19 protein-coding genes are annotated in these 16,506 nt (G+C 57.6%); 15 read left to right on the top strand and 4 right to left on the bottom strand.

The genetic code is table 11. From position 1 onward, the window contains the following. Positions 1-8: 8 nt before the first annotated feature. The 3 genes from CU041_RS14450 to CU041_RS14440 all read right to left on the bottom strand — a co-directional run bounded on the left by CU041_RS14450 (position 9) and on the right by CU041_RS14440 (position 2,962). On the bottom strand, positions 9-1,286 hold the full coding sequence (locus CU041_RS14450; RefSeq protein WP_206927895.1) for a TRAP transporter large permease: 1,278 nt from the start codon (positions 1,284-1,286) through the stop codon (positions 9-11). Then, positions 1,283-1,819, bottom strand: a complete 537-nt coding sequence (locus CU041_RS14445) for a TRAP transporter small permease (protein WP_212733807.1) — start codon at positions 1,817-1,819, stop codon at positions 1,283-1,285. Before CU041_RS14445 ends, CU041_RS14450 begins: the two co-directional genes overlap by 4 nt. Before the next feature lie 132 nt (positions 1,820-1,951). After that, positions 1,952-2,962, bottom strand: a complete 1,011-nt coding sequence (locus CU041_RS14440; RefSeq protein WP_101247455.1) for a TRAP transporter substrate-binding protein — start codon at positions 2,960-2,962, stop codon at positions 1,952-1,954. Positions 2,963-3,111: 149 nt separating this feature from the next. On the opposite strand from CU041_RS14440, the gene CU041_RS14435 reads away from it, so the two are divergent. Further along, entirely contained in the window at positions 3,112-4,146 is a 1,035-nt protein-coding gene (locus CU041_RS14435) for a LacI family DNA-binding transcriptional regulator (RefSeq protein ID WP_101247592.1), read from the top strand. 36 nt (positions 4,147-4,182) lie between these two features. On the opposite strand, the gene CU041_RS14430 is transcribed toward CU041_RS14435, so the two are convergent. Next, complete coding sequence (locus CU041_RS14430) at positions 4,183-4,497, bottom strand: hypothetical protein (protein WP_212733805.1); 315 nt, start codon at positions 4,495-4,497, stop codon at positions 4,183-4,185. Between the two features lie 624 nt (positions 4,498-5,121). Between CU041_RS14430 and CU041_RS14425 the strand changes: the two genes are divergently transcribed. From CU041_RS14425 to CU041_RS14360, 14 genes are all read left to right on the top strand, one after another. Then, positions 5,122-5,562: a hypothetical protein gene (locus CU041_RS14425; RefSeq protein ID WP_101247590.1), complete on the top strand. Its 441-nt coding sequence runs from the start codon at positions 5,122-5,124 to the stop codon at positions 5,560-5,562. Further along, a complete protein-coding gene (locus CU041_RS14420) occupies positions 5,550-6,086 on the top strand; it encodes a hypothetical protein (RefSeq protein ID WP_101247454.1) in 537 nt (178 codons plus the stop codon). Before CU041_RS14425 ends, CU041_RS14420 begins: the two co-directional genes overlap by 13 nt. Positions 6,087-6,356: 270 nt before the next feature. Continuing rightward, a complete protein-coding gene (locus CU041_RS14415; protein WP_101247589.1) occupies positions 6,357-6,596 on the top strand; it encodes a hypothetical protein in 240 nt (79 codons plus the stop codon). A 44-nt stretch (positions 6,597-6,640) separates the two neighbouring features. Then, positions 6,641-8,236 (top strand): portal protein, encoded by a 1,596-nt coding sequence (locus CU041_RS14410; protein WP_233433119.1) that lies wholly within the window; start codon positions 6,641-6,643, stop codon positions 8,234-8,236. Next, a complete protein-coding gene (locus tag CU041_RS14405) occupies positions 8,233-8,493 on the top strand; it encodes a Bbp19 family protein (protein ID WP_101247453.1) in 261 nt (86 codons plus the stop codon). Before CU041_RS14410 ends, CU041_RS14405 begins: the two co-directional genes overlap by 4 nt. Further along, entirely contained in the window at positions 8,490-9,191 is a 702-nt protein-coding gene (locus CU041_RS14400) for a capsid assembly protein (protein ID WP_170310247.1), read from the top strand. The genes CU041_RS14405 and CU041_RS14400 overlap by 4 nt, the downstream gene beginning before the upstream one ends. 137 nt (positions 9,192-9,328) lie before the next feature. Continuing rightward, the gene (locus CU041_RS14395) at positions 9,329-10,144 is read left to right on the top strand and encodes a phage capsid protein (RefSeq protein WP_068517872.1); all 816 of its coding nucleotides are present in this window, start codon (positions 9,329-9,331) and stop codon (positions 10,142-10,144) included. 61 nt (positions 10,145-10,205) lie between these two features. After that, positions 10,206-10,481: a hypothetical protein gene (locus tag CU041_RS14390; protein WP_101247451.1), complete on the top strand. Its 276-nt coding sequence runs from the start codon at positions 10,206-10,208 to the stop codon at positions 10,479-10,481. Positions 10,482-10,570: 89 nt separating this feature from the next. Then, entirely contained in the window at positions 10,571-11,176 is a 606-nt protein-coding gene (locus tag CU041_RS14385; RefSeq protein WP_101247450.1) for a tail fiber protein, read from the top strand. A 78-nt stretch (positions 11,177-11,254) separates the two neighbouring features. Continuing rightward, the gene (locus tag CU041_RS14380) at positions 11,255-11,842 is read left to right on the top strand and encodes a phage tail protein (protein WP_101247449.1); all 588 of its coding nucleotides are present in this window, start codon (positions 11,255-11,257) and stop codon (positions 11,840-11,842) included. Between the two features lie 73 nt (positions 11,843-11,915). After that, a complete protein-coding gene (locus CU041_RS14375; RefSeq protein ID WP_101247448.1) occupies positions 11,916-12,494 on the top strand; it encodes a hypothetical protein in 579 nt (192 codons plus the stop codon). 146 nt (positions 12,495-12,640) lie between these two features. Further along, positions 12,641-14,581 carry a hypothetical protein gene (locus CU041_RS14370; RefSeq protein WP_101247447.1) on the top strand — a complete coding sequence of 647 codons (1,941 nt, stop codon included), beginning with the start codon at positions 12,641-12,643 and terminating at the stop codon, positions 14,579-14,581. Then, positions 14,581-15,030 (top strand): hypothetical protein, encoded by a 450-nt coding sequence (locus CU041_RS14365; protein WP_101247446.1) that lies wholly within the window; start codon positions 14,581-14,583, stop codon positions 15,028-15,030. The genes CU041_RS14370 and CU041_RS14365 overlap by 1 nt, the downstream gene beginning before the upstream one ends. 4 nt (positions 15,031-15,034) lie before the next feature. After that, positions 15,035-16,483 carry a hypothetical protein gene (locus tag CU041_RS14360; RefSeq protein ID WP_101247445.1) on the top strand — a complete coding sequence of 483 codons (1,449 nt, stop codon included), beginning with the start codon at positions 15,035-15,037 and terminating at the stop codon, positions 16,481-16,483. Positions 16,484-16,506: the final 23 nt, after the last annotated feature.

Below are 16,506 nucleotides of genomic sequence, written 5' to 3'. Positions count from 1 at the left end.
TTCCTCACTTAATCCAGAAGGTTGGGCAACCACACAGAGATTGCCGGTATGCAGGTCACTGCGAGCAGCGACAAAAACAGCGGTAACAGGAAGGGCAGGGCACCCCGGATCACCCGGTGCAGCGGCATCTTGGCGATGATGCTGACCATATAAAGGCTCATGCCGACCGGCGGGGTCAGAAGCCCGATCATCAGGTTGAGAACAAACACAATGCCAAGCTGAAGCGGGTCAACACCGGCGGCCGTCATGGCAGGTGTAATGATCGGTGCAATGATCAGGATGGCGGCAATCGATTCCAGGAACATGCCGACCACCAGCAACAACACATTGACGATCAAAAGCAAAACCAGCGGATCGCTTGACAGGCCGAGCAGGAATTCACTTGCCGTCGCGGGCAGGCGATCCATGGTCAGAACCCAGGCAAACAGGGCCGCAGTGGCAACAATAAACAGAACATTTCCCGTGGCATCGACACTGTCGCGTGCCGCGGTCAGAACCCGTTTGAGATCAAGCTGGCCATAGATGAATTTGCCGATCAGAAGCGCATAGGCCACCGTCACGCCCGCAACTTCGGTCGGGCCGAAATAGCCCGATACCAGACCGCCGATCAACAGAACCGGGGCGGCAAGGGCGGGCAGCGAAATCACGAATTTGCGCGCAAAGGCGGCAATGTTGAATTTGACCTCGTCACGCGGCAGCTTGTAGATGCGCGCCATGACCGCAACCTGCGCCATCAAAAGAATGGTGATCAGAACGGCGGGCACGATCCCGGCAATCAGCAGCTTGACCGCCGATACGTTGGAAACGGATGCAAAGATAATGATCGGAATGCTGGGCGGGAAAATCGGGCCGATGGTCGCAGCCGCCATGGTGATGCCCGATGCAAATTCGGCGGAATAGCCCTGTTTGCGCATCATCTTGATCTGAACCGCACCAAGCGCCCCGATATCGGCAAGGGCCGCACCCGACACGCCCGAGAAAATCAGACTGACCAGAACGCTGACCTGTGCGGTGCCACCCCGGATCCAGCCGACCATCATGCGCACCAGTTCAAACAGATGGTTGGTCACCCCTGACAGGCTTAAAAGATTGGCCGCAAAGATAAATAGCGGCACGGCCAGAAGTGGAGTTGAATCAAGGGCATTGACCGTGCGCTGGGCCAATACCGCCATTGGCAGGTTGAACAGGATCATGACAACCGCCGATGACAGGCCAAGACAGACCGCAATCGGCACCCGGATGATCATGAGTGCGAGAAACAGGATAAGAAGGGTTGCACTCATCATTTGCGGGAATCCCCAGAAGGCGTACTCGCCGAAACGTGATCGGCCATTTCTTCGGCGATGGCATCGGCAATCGGGTTGCTTGCGTCTTCGGTTTCATAATCGGTTGCCGGTTCGGTGCGCGTGACCAGACGATAGATCGCAATCACCAGCAGCAGCACAATCGCAACCAGAACCGGGGCATAAACCGCATAGTTCGACAGTTTGAGCGACGGGGTGGAAAATTTGCCCGCACGGATGAGAAACTTGTAAAGACCGAATGTGAAAATCGCGGCAAACAGGGTGATCAGCGCATAGTTCGAAAACCGCAGGATCGCCTTTCCGGCCGGGCGCAGCGCACTATAAAGCAGATCAATCGCGATATGGCGGTTGTGCAGCATCAGGGCCGGAACGGCAAAGAACACCAGGGCAATATTGGAAATGCGCGACAGTTCATCCGCCCAGGGCAGGCCAAGATCAAACAGATTGCGCAAGATCACCTGACCGACCACCAGCACTGCCATCAGACCCAGCATCAGCATGGACAAAGCGGTCATGATGCGACAGATGCGGTCCAGTCCCCGGTAGATCGGGGAATTCCTGTACGGCATAACGATACCTGAATAAAAGCGGGAAAAGGGCGGGCGACATCCTTGAACACAAGGTTCCCTGACGTCGCCCTGATCGTCTTATTTTACAGCAGCGATTTCTTCGAAATATTTGCTGTATTTTTCGTCAAAGCGCTCGTGGACGAGTTTCTCCACACCTGCGCGGAAGGCTGCAACATCAAGCCCGTCATCCGGACCAATGATGGTCATGCCGGCATCTTTCAGCTTCTGAAGATCGCTTGCCTCGTTTTCGAGGATCATTTTCGATGCTTTCTGACGGACGGTTTCGGCCGCCTTGTTGATGGCATCCTTGATGTCTTGCGGGAAGCTCTGCCACAGGTCTTCGTTGATCACGACGATTTCGGCCGCCGAAATATGGCCGGTCAGCATCATGTGTGTCTGAACGTCATAAAGTTTGTGGTCAACCGCAACGTTTACCGGGTTTTCCTGGCCCTGAACGATGCCGGTGGCAAGGGCGGTCGGGACTTCCGACCAGTCAACCGGAACCGGTGCCGCACCCAGACCTTCGACCGCGGTCAGGTAAACCGGGGACGGAATGGCGCGGATTTTCACACCCGACAGATCAGCAGGCGTCTTTACCGCCATATTGGCGGTCAGCTGACGGGTGCCGAAATAAAACGCATACAGAACGCGCATGCCGGTATTGTCGATCAGACCCTGATTGAGGTCGGCCATCACCGGGGAATTGATATCGACCACTTTCATCAGGTGATCGTAATCGCGATAGAGATACGGGGTATCAAGAACGCCGAAATCCTCGTAAAGCGAGCTGATCGCACCAGCCGTATTGTGCGACAGCGCGATCGAACCCATCGAAACGCCTTCGGCCAGTTCCTGGATTTTGCCAAGCTGGGACGACGGATAGACATCAATCTTGACCGCGCCATTGGTGTTTTTGGCGACTTCTTCGGCCAGCCAGTCAGCCTGCATGCCGACAACACTGGTCGGGGAATTCATGTGGCCGTAGCTCAGTTCATATTCCTGCGCCTGAGCGGCATGTGCCATGACCGTAAAGGATGCGGCAGCCGCAAGGGTCGTGGCGAGATGGCGAAACTTTTTCCGGATGACCATGGTTTCCTCCCGTGATGGTCTATGAGTGCTTTTAACCTGAATCTGCTCGGGTGTGTTTTTGTTTTCCCTTGAATAGTTGCAGAATACGTGAAACATTTTGCCTCATCAAACATCATAAAATGATGCGTTTTGATGTTTTTGAGGATGGAATGCCAAAGACAACCGGACCTGTAATCAAGGATATTGCTGACCTTTCCGGTGTTTCACCGGCAACGGTGGACCGCGTTTTGAACAAACGACCGGGGGTGCGTGAACGCACGGCAAAACGGGTTTTGCAGGCCGCAAGCGAACTTGGCTATTTGCCCGAAAATGACATGGCCGAAGTGTTCCGGCCCAAACCGATGCGCGTGGTGTTTCTGTTACCGTCGGGTACGAACCCGTATCTGCAATTGCTGGGCGACCGGATCAAGGCCGCGGCCGAGGCAACGACGGGCTATAACATCCGCGCAAAGTGCTTTTTCATCGACAGTTTCAATCCGCAACTTCTGTCCGAGGCACTCCGCCAACATGGCGAAAAGGCCGATGGCATTGCCTTTATGGCGATTGATCATCCGTTGGTGCGTGAAACCGTGTCCGAACTTCAGAATGCCGGAAAGCATATGATCACGGTGGTTTCCGACATTTCGGGCGTGCCGCACGCGGCCTATGTCGGGCTTGATAACCGTGCGGTGGGGCGGACAGCCGGGTATTTGCTGGGCCGTTTTAACGGCCAGAAACGCGGACGGGTGGCAATGATTGCGGCCAGCCGCACCTATCGCGCCCATGAAGAACGTGAAATGGGCTTTTTAAGCCTGATGGAAGAAGAATTTCCCGAACTGCGCGTGGTCGCGGCCCGCGAAGGCCATGATGATCGCAGCGAAAACTACCTGCACACCAAATCCCTGCTTGAAGAATATCCTGATCTGGTCGGGATTTATAACGTTGGCGGGGCGTCGGACGGGGTGGCGCGCGCCTTGCGCGAAAGTGGTCGGGGGCGCGATATTGTCTTTATCGGTCATGGGCTTACACCCGATACCCGCCGCTTCCTGCTTGAAGACATCATGGATGTCGTCATCACCCAAAGTCCGGGTGTGATTGTTCAGAATGTGCTGCGAATCTTTGAAAACCTGCGCGCCGGCCATCCGGGCGACCGCGACGTCGCCAAGCTGACCATGGAAGTGGTGGTCAAGGAAAACCTGCCGTGATTGCCAGCGATCCCGCGTGAAACTGCTGGCCCTTACCTAATCACAGAAAAAGCTGGTCCTGCGATATCCATCGACAATGTAGTCTTCCCCGACTTTCCGTGCGGTCAATGTGTGGATACACGAATCCGAATACGGGACATAGGTTGTTGTGCCTGGCCCTGACACCGGGACATAGCCGCTGGTGATCACATTCCACTGATAGGCGCGTCGCCCGTCGTCAAGTTCCAGAATATTTATCGGCGGCCCGTAATCAAGAATCGGTTCTGTGATCGAACCGCCAATGTAACCGTTCATGGCCTGGCTGGTACAGCTTGCCAAAGCCAGGAGTACAACAAAGACGAATGCTTTCATAACTGCCCCGCCTGACATGGTTTCCCACGCAAGTGTCGCATACAAGCTACATCAAATCGAGATTTAGAAGGCGACGCCCAGCCCAAGCTTGCAGATCCGCAAGCCGGGTTTGATTGCCTGTGCCGCACCTGTCTGTACGAATGTCCGATATGATGCCTTTCCTTGCCTTTCTTTGGGTTTTTGGCGGAGCGGGAAATTTCATCTTGATTTCAACAGGTTGATGGACTTGCGGGCGTCGCTATTTCCGATCCGGTAGTGGAGTCTGTTCTTTTGAATAGGAAATTAATCCTTTACAATGAGAACAAAAAGGGATTATAGCTTGTGCATCAACACCGGAACTGCATCCAGAAATAGGGGCTGAACTGTCGATCTGACGGACAGGGGCAGCTTTGAAAATGCAACGGGCTTGAACCGTTGCCGGAATTGGGCGGTTTGACCGTCTGTGGGGAAATCACAAACCTGTATCCATCGATGCGACGCGCACGTTTTGTGCGTGCGATGGGATGTCTTTGCCTTTTTCAGGCCGGTTACGGCCCGATCAGGGGTTCGGCACGGGTCTGGGACGGCACCCGGGGGATTGCATGGTCGGCGTTGCAAGGAGAATTCAGCAAGCAGGAGGGCGACGTGACCGAACAACGACTTTTTCCCAAACCATTGTCAGAACGTGAAATTACGCCCTTTGCCAGTGCCCGGCAGGCGTGGTTCTGGTTCGTGCGATGTCAAACCGCACGGATCGAAGGGGCGCGCGTGGTGGCCGATGCCGGCGAGGTGGTCCGTCCATGCGATCCCGATGATGTCTATAATGCGGTGATGCGTCTGAAACAGGCCGGAACATTGACCGACCGGCATTTGCAGGTGCTGGAATATTTCGGGCTGGTCGAACGCGAACCCGATCCCCGTGATCCACGCGAAAAGGGCAAGGATGGTCTGTGGCGCCATGCGATGGCGGCGCTTGAAAATGTGCTGATCAGCCGGGGCATTGTGACGCGCCGCCGGGATGAGGATTTCCATCATGACGAGGTGATGGTCGAACTGGGCGGGGATTTGTCACCATGCGGGATCTGATTTTTGAACAGGCCCGGACGGCCGGGATGTCCGGCGCGTCAATTGACGGGCGCGCAGATGCGGGAACGCCGCTTGATCAATGGGTTAGCCAATCCACATCCGAGCGCGAAGTATCGGTTCTGGTGGTGTTTGCCGATGCCCCGGAAAAGCGGTTCTTGCGGATGCTGAAACCCGGATTTCGCCATTGTTTCGTTCTGGTATCGGGGCTGCGGGCCGGGGAATGGATCTGTCTTGATCCGCAAAGCCACCGGGTGAAATGCGAAAGCTGGTGCTATTCCCCGATCTTTGATCCGGCAGCCTATTACCGCGGGATCGGGCATCATTGCATCTGGGCGCATTACCCGCAAATCGTCACACGCAAGGTCCGGTTCGGCCCGATGAGCTGTGTGGAGCTGGTCAAGCGGTTGCTGGGCATTTCGGCCTTCTGGATTGTCACGCCCTGGCAGCTTTACCGATATCTGTTGCAACAAGGTGAACAGGCGGCCGGAACGGGGCAGGTTTATTTTTCTGAAAAATGTTCTTGATTTGTTCTTTCTGTGGTGCTATAAGAAACAAATCAACGCCAGAACTGCGCCCGCAGGGTTCCGACCCTTGCGGGCGTTTTTGTGTTTGGCCGCATGCTTTTGGCTGCAAGATTTTGGTCACAAGATTCTGGATCGGGCTTTGCTCCTTTGCGGGCGGGTCTTCGTTCCCTTCGCGCAACTGTTTTGGGCGCGCTCATCCCCGCAAACGCTGGGGACGGTGCAACATGCATGTTTGCAACCATCACCAAACTTCAAAATCCGGAGACCGCAATGGGAAGCCTGTTTTCAACGCCAAAGCCAACAGCGTTTGGCAACCCGGTCGCAGCAACCAGCAGTGAAACCGGGACCGATACGCAAGCCAGTGCCGAAACAGCGGCCAGCGACGCCCGCAAGGAAGCCCTTGAACGGCGGCGATATGGGCGTTCGAGCCTGATCACTACAAGTTTTCGCGGTCTTTTGAATGACCGGATCAGCGGGCTTGGTGGTGGCAAAAATCTGTTGGGGGAATAGGGATGGCAAAAAGATCGCGACATGTAGGACGGCGGGCCCGGGCGGTGCCGCCAGCCACGCACAGCAACGCAACCGCGAATGCCGGTTTGGCCGATGACCCGGGCCTGGGGCATATGTCCGGGGCCGGTTCGGATGCGGGTAACAACGGCGGCGGACAGATCAGTATTTCCGGCCTGCGCAACCGGTATCAGAAGGCGGTGGCAAGACGGCGCAACTGGTTATCCCATTGGCAGGAATGTTATGAATTTGCCCTGCCGCAACGCAATGGCGCGGCCGAACAGACAAGCGGGGGCAAGCGCCTTGACCGGGTTTTTGATGCAACTGCTCCCGACGCAGTCGAACAGCTTGCCGCAAGTTTGATGGCCGAAATCACCCCGCCGGCCGGTGGCTGGTTTGATCTGGAACCGGGGGGCAATGTTCCCGGTGATGATCGACAGGTTCTGACCGAACAGCTTGGCCGCGCGGTCCGTATTCTTCAGGGGCATTTTGACCGGTCAAACTTTGCGGTCGAAATGCATCAGGCCTTTCTGGATCTGGTGACGGCGGGAACGGCGTGCCTGCGCCTTGAAAAGGCCGATCTGCACAGCCCGTCGGCCTTTCGCTTTACCGCAGTACCGTTGCGCGATCTGGCGTTTGAAGAACGATCAGATGGCAAGATGGATGCGGTATTTCGCAAATTGTCACTGACCCGCGACGAAATCAGAACCAACTGGCCCGATGCGGTAAATATGCCCGAACGTGAAACCGCGCGGGACGATGCCGACAGCCAGAAACGCTTTGCCGTGATCGAGGCGGTTATTCCGGCAGCAACCGGGCAATCGGGATACGATATTTGTGTCTTTCGCGAAGAAGGCGGCGCATCGCACGGTGATCTGATCTATCGCGGGCAGTTTGATGTATCGCCCTATATCGCCTTTCGCTGGATGAAGGCCCCGGGCGAGATTTATGGCAGATCGCCGGTGATGAAGGCGCTTCCTGATATCAAGACCGCGAACAAGGTGGTTGAGCTGGTGCTTAAAAACGCGTCGATCGCGGTGACCGGCATCTGGCAGGCCGATGATGACGGGGTACTTAATCCCGCCACCATTCGCCTGATCCCCGGAAGCATCATCCCCAAGGCCGTCGGGTCAGCGGGCCTTAAGCCGCTTGATGCGCCGGGCCGGTTTGATGTGTCCGATCTGGTGTTGTCGGATTTGCGCGATCGCATTCGTCGATGCCTTCTGGCCGACCGGTTGGGACAGGTAGGTCAACCGGGCATGACCGCGACCGAGGTGCTTGAACGGGCATCGGAAAATGCCCGGCTTCTGGGGGCGACCTATGGCCGGTTGCAGGCGGAACTGCTTTATCCGTTGATCCGGCGGGCGCTTTATATCCTGACCCGAACCGGGGAATTGCCCGACATTCCGATTGACGGTGATGTGGTGGTTTTGCGCCATTCCGCACCATTGGCACAATTGCCAAGACGGGTGCAGGCTGGGCAGGCGCTTGACTGGTTATCGCGGATCGCAACCCTTGGCCCCGATGCGCTGGGCGAGGTCGATCTGCCGGTGATGGTGCGCTGGCTTGCCGATCAGTTTGGCGTGCCCGACCATTTGTTAAAGCCTGCCTTACCCGCGCTTGTGACGGAGGAACTGGTATGAGCCGCCTCAATGGCTGGGACTGGTTCGAACCGCAAGATGACGGATTGGCAGAAGATGGGCGCGATCACTGGCAATCGTGCTTTGCCTGTGACGCCGGGCAAAAGGTCATCCGTGAACTTGAACGTCAGATCCTGCAAACCGCCCTTGGCCCGGATGCACCGGCCAGTGCGATCTGGATGCGCGAAGGACAAAGGGCACTGGTCTTGCAGATCAAACGTCTTGCCAGGACCGAGATAAAAGGGGGAAATCGCAGATGACTGACGCAGCATCACACACCCGGATGCCCGAAAGGAATGATGTTTCCGATAACGGTTCGGATGCCGGTTCCGGCGCAACCGACGTTTCCGCATCACAAAGTTTGAGCCCGCAAACAGACCCGGCCAATGCGGGGCTATTGGTGGATGGACCGCAAGATTTGCCCGATGGGTCAGGTGTTCCGGATGTTCCTGCCAGTGCCGAGGATTATGTGATTTCGGTCGATGATGTGCTTGGCGGTGTGGATGCCGATCTGAATGCGCGATTGCATGCGGCCGGGTTCAGCAATGATCAGGCCCAGCTGGTTTATGATCTGGCTGGTGAAATCCTGGGTCCGATGATGGCCGATATGGATCAGGCAACCCGGCGGGCAGCCGATCGCGCGGCCCTTGCCCAGCAATTTGGCGGTGCGGCGCAATGGCAAAAGCTGGCCCCGCGGATCGAACAATGGGGGCGGGCCAATTTGCCCGATGCGGCATTTGATACGCTCTGTCAGACCCGTGACGGGGTGCTGGCCCTTCATCGCATGATGACACAGGCCGGTGAGGCCCGTCTGGGACAGGGGGGCGGCGATGGTGATCCGTCCGATTTGCGATCGGAAATCCGGGCCAAGATGAATGATCCGCGCTATTGGCGGGATCGTGATCCGGCCCTGATTGCCGAAGTCCAGGCGGGGTTCGCCCGTCTTAACAATACCTGATCAGTTACCTGCTTTGACGGGGGTGAAAACAACATCACGGGCAGATGCCTTTGGTGATCGGGGCCGTGTGTCCCGATCATGAATTCCACGGATCCTGTTTTGGGATATCTCACATTTGATACAGGGGGTTAGTGATAATGAGCGATACGATCGATCAAAGTTTCATTGATCATTTTCAGGCCGATGTGCATCAGGCCTATCAGCGCATGGGCTCGAAACTGCGCAATACGGTGCGGGTCAAGAACGCGGTCAAAGGCGCCACCACGGTTTTCCAGAAAGTTGGCAAGGGCACGGCAACCACCAAGGCCCGCCATGGCAAGGTGCCGGTGATGAATGTCGATCACGAAGCGGTGCGCTGCGATTTGCGTGATTACTATGCCGGGGACTGGGTTGATGCGCTTGATGAACTTAAAATCAACCATGATGAAAAGATGGTTCTGGCCAATGCCGGGGCCTATGCGCTGGGCCGCAAAACCGACGAACTGATCATCAATGCCCTGGTGCAGACCGATGATCTGATCCCCGATAATGCCGAGGGCATGACACTTGAAAAAGTCATGATGGCATTCGAAGGCCTTGGCGAACGTGATGTCCCCGATGACGGGCAGCGTTATGCGATTGTCGGCTGGAAACAGTGGTCGGAACTGCTTCAGATCGATGAATTTTCCAATGCCGATTATATCGGGGATGATGACCTTCCGTGGAAGGGGACGCAGGCCAAACGATGGCTCGGGACACTATGGATGCCGCATTCGGGCCTTCCGGTGGCAAGCGGCATTCGGTCCTGTTTCTGGTATCACCGTACCGCGATTGGCCATGCCATCGGGTCCGAAGTGCAGTCCGATATCACCTGGCATGGCGATCATGCGGCCCATTTCGTCAATAACTCCATGAGCCAGGGAGCGGCCCTTGTTGACGGGGATGGCGTGACCTGCCTGCAGGCCAAGGAATAGGTCGTCAGGTGCGTTAGCAACCTTAACTTTTCTTACCATTGAAAAACACAGGAGCCCCTGAATGGCAGAAGGTTTCAAAGCCAGAAACCTCAGTGTTCTGGCCTATGCCAACGGTTTTACCCTTTGGCATTACATCACCCCCGATCTTGCCGCCGATGTTGATACATCGGGCTATTTTGCCGATGCGCGCGACATGCTGCGCGTCGGCGATTTCATCATCGCCAACACCAATCGCGACGCCACCATGTCGGGCGGCCTGTTCGTGGTCGCAAGTTCCGGTGCGGCGGGCGTTGATGTCCGTGACATGACCGCGGTCGGCACGTCCAATACCGACTGAGCCAACATCTTTTTCCATCTTCCTCCCTCGACGTGACCCCGGTGGTATCGGCCATCGGGGTTTTCTTTTTCCAAGCAAGGAGACTGCCCATGCAGGGTACTACCCCGGTCGAATGTGAAATCCTCAATGTCATTCAGGGGGCCGGCATCTGGCCCGATTGCGATGACAAAACCCAGCTGCTTCAGGCGATCAATACCCTGATTTCCGGCGACGGCAATGGCGGTGGTAACACCGTTATCATTGGCAGCGAAATCGGCACGGTCTCGGCATTCGCCATGCCGACGGCCCCGGAAGGCTGGCTGGTCTGTGATGGCTCGGCCATCTCGCGCACCGACTATGCCGATCTGTTTGCCGCGATTGGCACCGTCTGGGGTGCCGGCGACGAGATTTCCACCTTCAATCTCCCGGATCTTCGCGGCGAATTCGTCCGTGGCTTTGATGATGGTCGCGGTGTGGATGCGGGTCGTGTGTTTGGGTCAGCACAGACGGCAACTGGTCTTAACCGAATGGTGACTTCGAACCTTTGGGTCAATGTACAGGACGCTGACGAAACGTATTCGTGGTCCACTAGTACCAACTATTCCGGCAATGACTATTCAAATTCAAACAGCACGGCTTATCGTTTTCGTCCGCGCAACGTGGCGATGACCTATGCGATCAAGGCGTTCTATCCGACGGCTGCGACAAGTCAGTAAGCGTCGGTCTTCAACTTTTCCCGCCCCGGCAGGCGTTGCTTGCCGGGGTTCTTTTTGCCCCACGATTGGAGAATTCATATGCAGTGTTTGAGCCCGGTTGAAAGTGAAGTTCTCAATGTCGTTCTGGCCGCGGACATTGTTCCTGACCGCATGGATGACACCCAGCTCTTGCAGGCGCTGGAAGCCCTGTTTGGCGGTGGTATGTCGGGTGGCGGTTCGGTTCCGGTGGCGACGGTGTTGCCGTTTGCCGGAGCTGTAGCGCCGGATGGATTTTTGATCTGTGACGGTTCCGAATTGCTGGCAAGCGAGTTCGAAAACCTGTTTTCAGCGATCGGTATTACCTATGGCACCGGTCAGGCAGCCGGCAGTTTCAAGCTTCCCGATCTGCGTGGCCGCGTTCCGGTCGGTGCCGGTCAGGGCGATGGCCTGACGGAGCGTGTCATCGGTTCGGCTGATGGTGCGGAGCTGCATCAGCTGAGTGTCGATGAGATGCCATCGCACACCCATGATTTGCCGGTGCCGATGGGCGTGTATGCGAATGGCGGCAATACCCAGTTCAACTTCAACACGAGCGGCACGGTCAAGACAGTTAAATCAACCGGCGGCGATCAGCCGCACAACAACATGCAGCCGTTTGTGGTGATCAATTACATCATCAAGGTGTGATTGTCGCACGACAGTGACAAGCCTTGCGGGGCCCGGATTTCCGGGCTCCGTTTTCTTTTGCGGAGGTTTTTTCATGGCACTCGGTGATATCGCACTTTGCGCGCGCGCCATGGTGATGATCGGGGCAAGTCCGGTCTCATCCTTTGACGAAGACTGTGCCGAGGCCGAAATTGCCCGGCTGCTCTATCCGACGATCCGCGACGGGATGCTGGCAAGCTATCCGTGGCGGTTTGCCGCACGCGGCGCGTGGCTTGCGCGATTGGCAACGGCGAATGACGGGCGCGATCCCGGCGATGGCAGCGCGTTGTTTGCCCTGCCACGCGATTTCATCCGGTTGCTGTCACTCGAAAATGAGGGCGGGAAAATCACCCGGTTTGAACTGCGCGATCGGGCCGTGCTGTGTGCGGGGGAAACGGCGCATCTTTCCTATGTCGCCCGACTGGCCGAGGGCAGTTTTCCACCGTGGTTTGATCTGGCCCTGATTGCGCGGCTGGCAGCGGAATTTTGCCTGCCACTGACCGAAAGCAGTGCCAGGGCGGAATATCTGTTCAAGCGATCAGAAGAGCAGTTTCGCGAAGCCCGCCTTGCCGATGCCCAGCAATCCACCCCGCATGCGATTGATGATTTCTCACTGATATCGGCCCGCGGATAGGCCCTGGGGAAAAGCAGGCACGGATCGCTTTCGCAGCGATGACAGGGGCCACAACCGATACATGGGGCCAACGTCGATCCCGCACTGGCGGGGATTTTGATCCGCAAGTTCATCATCACACGCGACAGTCAAGCAGGGAGCGGCCAATGGCCCGCAGGGTTCTTGAGAAAAACACCTTTTCGACCGGGGAGCTGGCGCCGGAATTGTGGGGGCGTTCGGATCTGAATGCCTATGCCAACGGGGCGGCACGTTTGCGCAATGTGTTTATCGAGCCGTCCGGCGGGGTAAGACGCCGTCCGGGCACGCGCCTTGTTGGCGAGCTTGACGGGCCGGTGCGTCTTGTTCAGTTCGAATTCAATACCGAACAGACCTATATCCTGGCCTTTGGCGATCAGAAGGCCTTTGTGTTTGAAAACGGGGTCAATACCGTGTGGTTTGAAACCCCGTTCGGGCCGGAACATCATGATCTTTTGAACTGGACGCAAAGTGCCGATACGCTTTTGGTGGTTCATCCCGATGCCCCGCCGGTGCGTATCAGCCGCACACAGGCCGGAAGCTGGCAGGTGACGTCCTGGGCCTGGCGGGCAACCGATCTGGTCACAAGCCAGCCGTTTTACAAGTTCATCGACCCGGCAGCGACCATCACACCATCCGCCACCAGCGGATCGGTGACCCTTGTTGCCAGCATGGATATGTTTGACGCCAACCATGTCGGGACCCTGTGGCGGATTGCCGGGGTTGAGGGCGAAATAACCGCCGTTGGCGACGTCCAAACCGCGACCATGACCCTTAATGGCAGTCTGGCGGATAGCAATGCCACGGTCGATTTTGCCGAGCAGGCCTTTTCGGATGTGCGTGGCTGGCCGCGCAGCGTGACATTTCATCAGGATCGGCTGGTGATTGGCGGGTCACGTGATTTGCCCAACCGGCTGTGGATGTCGCATTCGGGCGATCTGTTCAATTTCGAACTGGGCGAGGGGCTGGATGACGAGGCGATTGAATTCGCCCTTCTGGCCGATCAGGTCAATGCGATTACGGGGATTTTCGCCGGTCGCCATCTTCAGGTCTTTACCAGCGGATCGGAATGGATGGTGACGGGGGATCCGTTAACGCCCGCCAATATTCAGGTCACCCGCCAGACCCGTATCGGCAGTCAAAGCCATCGCACCGTGCCATTGGTCAATATTGACGGGGCGACGGTATTTGCCGGGCGCAGCGGGCGCGAAATTCGCGAATTCCTGTTTACCGATGTCGAGCAGGCCTATGGATCGGCCGATCTGGCATTGCTGTCACGTCATCTGGTCAAGGACCCGATTGATCAGGCCTTTGATGCCAATCGACGGTTGTTGCATGTGGTGATGGCAGATGGATCGCTTGCCACCCTGACCCTTTACCGGTCCGAGACCATCACCGCCTGGTCGGCACAGCAGGTGGCGGGGTGTGATTTTACATCGGTCGCGGTGTCGGGCGGGGATGTCTATATCAGCCTGAAATGCGGGGATCGATACTTCCTGGCCCTGTTTGATGAGGCATGCGGGTTTGACCTGCAAATCAGCCAGTCGGTCCAAACGGGCGATGAACCGCGCCGGCATTGGGGGCAGCTCGGCGCGCTTGAAGGGATGGAAATCAATGCCTGGGGCGATGGTATTCTGATTCCCGGGCTTGCGGTGGCGGGCGGCACGGTGACGTTACCCGGCGATGTCGGGGCAGTCACGACACTTGATGCCGGTTTGGCCTTTACCCATGAAATCTTTGCCCTGCCACCGGCGGCATCGGATGGCAGCCGCCCGCATGGGGGCAATGCGGTGCGTCTGGTGTCGCTGACCTTGCGGCTGCAACAAAGCGGGCAGCTTCGTGTGGATACCGGGCGCGGTCTGCGCGATGTTGCATTGCCGGTGGCGCCGGTGTCGCCGGTGTCGCCGGATGATCCGGACGGGCTTTATAGCGGGGATATCACATTGCGAAGTCTTGGATGGCGGCGCGGAAGCGGGGGAACCATCCATTCGGGTTTATGGCGGATTGCCGGGGATTTTCCCCGGCCTTTTTTATTGCTGGGATGTGCATCGGAAATGGGGGTGAATGACTGATGGGTGGCTTTACATCAATCGTGCCGATGGCGGCATCGGCCTTGCAGACCGGACAACAGATCCAGGCCAATCAGGCCAGTACGCAAAGCCGGATTGCCATGCTTGATGCTGATCGCAAGGCGGAACTGGCCGACATTGACGCAAACCAAAAACAAAAGGATGCCGATCGCCAAGATGCCCTGCGCCGCAGGCAGGCGACCCTGCGCGCCAGACAGGGGGCATCGGGACTGATGGCCGGTGGCAGCGGATCTGCCAGTGCGGTTCTGGCCGGTTATGAAAAGGCCGCACGCCACGATCAGCAGGCAGATGCGTCCGAGGCCAGTCGCAAACGCAATCAGATCAATGCCAGTGCCAGCTGGCGCGAAAAGTCGCTGTTGCGCACTACACAGGATGATACGACCGCCCGGCTGAGTGCCTGGTTCGCGCGGCGAGACGGGTTGGGGGGATAAGGATATGGGAACGGTCTTTACCAATCAGATGATCGCATCACGCCAGTTCGAAGGCGATGGGGCGCGCGATGAATTTCCATTCGATTTTGACGTGTTTGACAGCAGCGATGTCGCAATCAGCCTTGATGGCAAAACTGTCGAGACCGGGTTTCACGTCGCCCTTGGCCGATCCGGGACGGGGGCGGGATCGCCGGCGGCCAGGGGGGCGGCCAGGGGGGCGGGCGGTATCGTCAAATTTGAAACCGCACCGGCATCGGGTGTTCGGGTCGATATCGTACGGTCCTTGCGGTTGCGCCGACTGAGTTCCTATGACGCCATGTCGGTACCGCGCGGCGATGCGATTGACCGTGATCTTGATTTTGTGACCGTGGCAATCGGCGATATTGACCGGGCCCTTTCGGGGGCCTTGCACCTTGATGCGGCCGATCGCGATCAGGCATCGGCAAAACTTCCGGCGATCGCGCCGGGGCGTGTTCTGATCTGGAATGACGAGGGGGATGGTCTTGTCAATGGCCCGGATGCCGGGGATATCGCCAATGTGGCCGGCAACGCGACCCTTGCCCAGGCGGCGGCCAATCGGGCGGAGGCCGCCGATGCCCGGTCGCAAACAGCCCTGGCATCCTTTGGGCGTGATCATGCCGGTGCGATGCTTGATCTTGATTTTCGCAGCGGCAATGCCCTGAGCTGGGAGGATGAGCGCCGCCAGCCGGTGATTGATACACCCTTGAACCGGATCATGGATATCCGTGAAACCGGCGCATTGGTGCGATTGTCAAACGGGGCGCGCGTGACATTGCCCGACGCATCGATTGCACGCAACGGGGTGCGTTATCGCCTGTTTAACGGGGATGGCACACAGGTCGATATCGCAGCGGCCAGCGGGGATGTGATTGCACCGGTTCATGGCGGGGCAGAAGGCGGGATTTATCCGCTGCCGATCCGGGGGGATATGGTTGATGTTGTCTGTGACGGGATTACCGGCGGGCGGTGGTTTGCCTGTCCGGTGCGCGAAAGCGGACCGGTCGTCAAACTGTTGCGTACCGCATCGCAAGGCATCCCGGCCGGGGGTGCCTTCCTGATTGAATGGGATCAGGTGGTCGAAGACAGCCACGGGCTTTATGACGCCGCCAGTCATGGTCTGACCGGGATGGCGCCGGGATTTTACCATATCGATGTCGGGGTGAGTTTCCCGGTCACCAGCGAAGCGGTGATGACCACCCTGTCACTTGAACGGTTCAATGGCACGGACTGGAATATCCATCTGCAATCAAATGACATTACCGCGACCGGAAGCGGCGCCAATCACAGCTTGCGGCTTGGCGGTGTGGTGCGCATTGCCCCGGGCGGGGCAAGCGGGCTCAGGATCCGGTTGCGCCACAGCGATGATGTGACCCGCATGATCGCGGCCAGTGATCTTCTGAGCTGGTGGCATCTGCACCGCATTGGCGGGTAGCACAGCCTGTATGGCGTGACTGC

The organism is Thalassospira povalilytica, assembly GCF_002844235.1.
In the GTDB taxonomy this organism is placed as follows: Bacteria; Pseudomonadota; Alphaproteobacteria; order Rhodospirillales; family Thalassospiraceae; genus Thalassospira; species Thalassospira povalilytica.
The sequence above is the reverse complement of the archived record's forward strand: the minus strand, read 5'-3'. Positions and strand labels throughout refer to the sequence as shown.

Excerpts from the sequence above, each read along its gene's own strand:
- CU041_RS14365 (WP_101247446.1), top strand. The coding sequence starts at position 14,581 with ATGGGTGGCTTTACATCAATCGTGCCGATGGCGGCATCGGCCTTGCAG.
- CU041_RS14430 (WP_212733805.1), bottom strand. The coding sequence starts at position 4,497 with ATGAAAGCATTCGTCTTTGTTGTACTCCTGGCTTTGGCAAGCTGTACC.
- CU041_RS14390 (WP_101247451.1), top strand. The coding sequence starts at position 10,206 with ATGGCAGAAGGTTTCAAAGCCAGAAACCTCAGTGTTCTGGCCTATGCC.
- CU041_RS14380 (WP_101247449.1), top strand. The coding sequence starts at position 11,255 with ATGCAGTGTTTGAGCCCGGTTGAAAGTGAAGTTCTCAATGTCGTTCTG.
- CU041_RS14420 (WP_101247454.1), top strand. The coding sequence starts at position 5,550 with ATGCGGGATCTGATTTTTGAACAGGCCCGGACGGCCGGGATGTCCGGC.
- CU041_RS14400 (WP_170310247.1), top strand. The coding sequence starts at position 8,490 with ATGACTGACGCAGCATCACACACCCGGATGCCCGAAAGGAATGATGTT.
- CU041_RS14360 (WP_101247445.1), top strand. The coding sequence starts at position 15,035 with ATGGGAACGGTCTTTACCAATCAGATGATCGCATCACGCCAGTTCGAA.
- CU041_RS14440 (WP_101247455.1), bottom strand. The coding sequence starts at position 2,962 with ATGGTCATCCGGAAAAAGTTTCGCCATCTCGCCACGACCCTTGCGGCT.
- CU041_RS14395 (WP_068517872.1), top strand. The coding sequence starts at position 9,329 with ATGAGCGATACGATCGATCAAAGTTTCATTGATCATTTTCAGGCCGAT.
- CU041_RS14385 (WP_101247450.1), top strand. The coding sequence starts at position 10,571 with ATGCAGGGTACTACCCCGGTCGAATGTGAAATCCTCAATGTCATTCAG.
- CU041_RS14435 (WP_101247592.1), top strand. The coding sequence starts at position 3,112 with ATGCCAAAGACAACCGGACCTGTAATCAAGGATATTGCTGACCTTTCC.
- CU041_RS14450 (WP_206927895.1), bottom strand. The coding sequence starts at position 1,286 with ATGATGAGTGCAACCCTTCTTATCCTGTTTCTCGCACTCATGATCATC.
- CU041_RS14375 (WP_101247448.1), top strand. The coding sequence starts at position 11,916 with ATGGCACTCGGTGATATCGCACTTTGCGCGCGCGCCATGGTGATGATC.
- CU041_RS14415 (WP_101247589.1), top strand. The coding sequence starts at position 6,357 with ATGGGAAGCCTGTTTTCAACGCCAAAGCCAACAGCGTTTGGCAACCCG.
- CU041_RS14445 (WP_212733807.1), bottom strand. The coding sequence starts at position 1,819 with ATGACCGCTTTGTCCATGCTGATGCTGGGTCTGATGGCAGTGCTGGTG.
- CU041_RS14370 (WP_101247447.1), top strand. The coding sequence starts at position 12,641 with ATGGCCCGCAGGGTTCTTGAGAAAAACACCTTTTCGACCGGGGAGCTG.
- CU041_RS14405 (WP_101247453.1), top strand. The coding sequence starts at position 8,233 with ATGAGCCGCCTCAATGGCTGGGACTGGTTCGAACCGCAAGATGACGGA.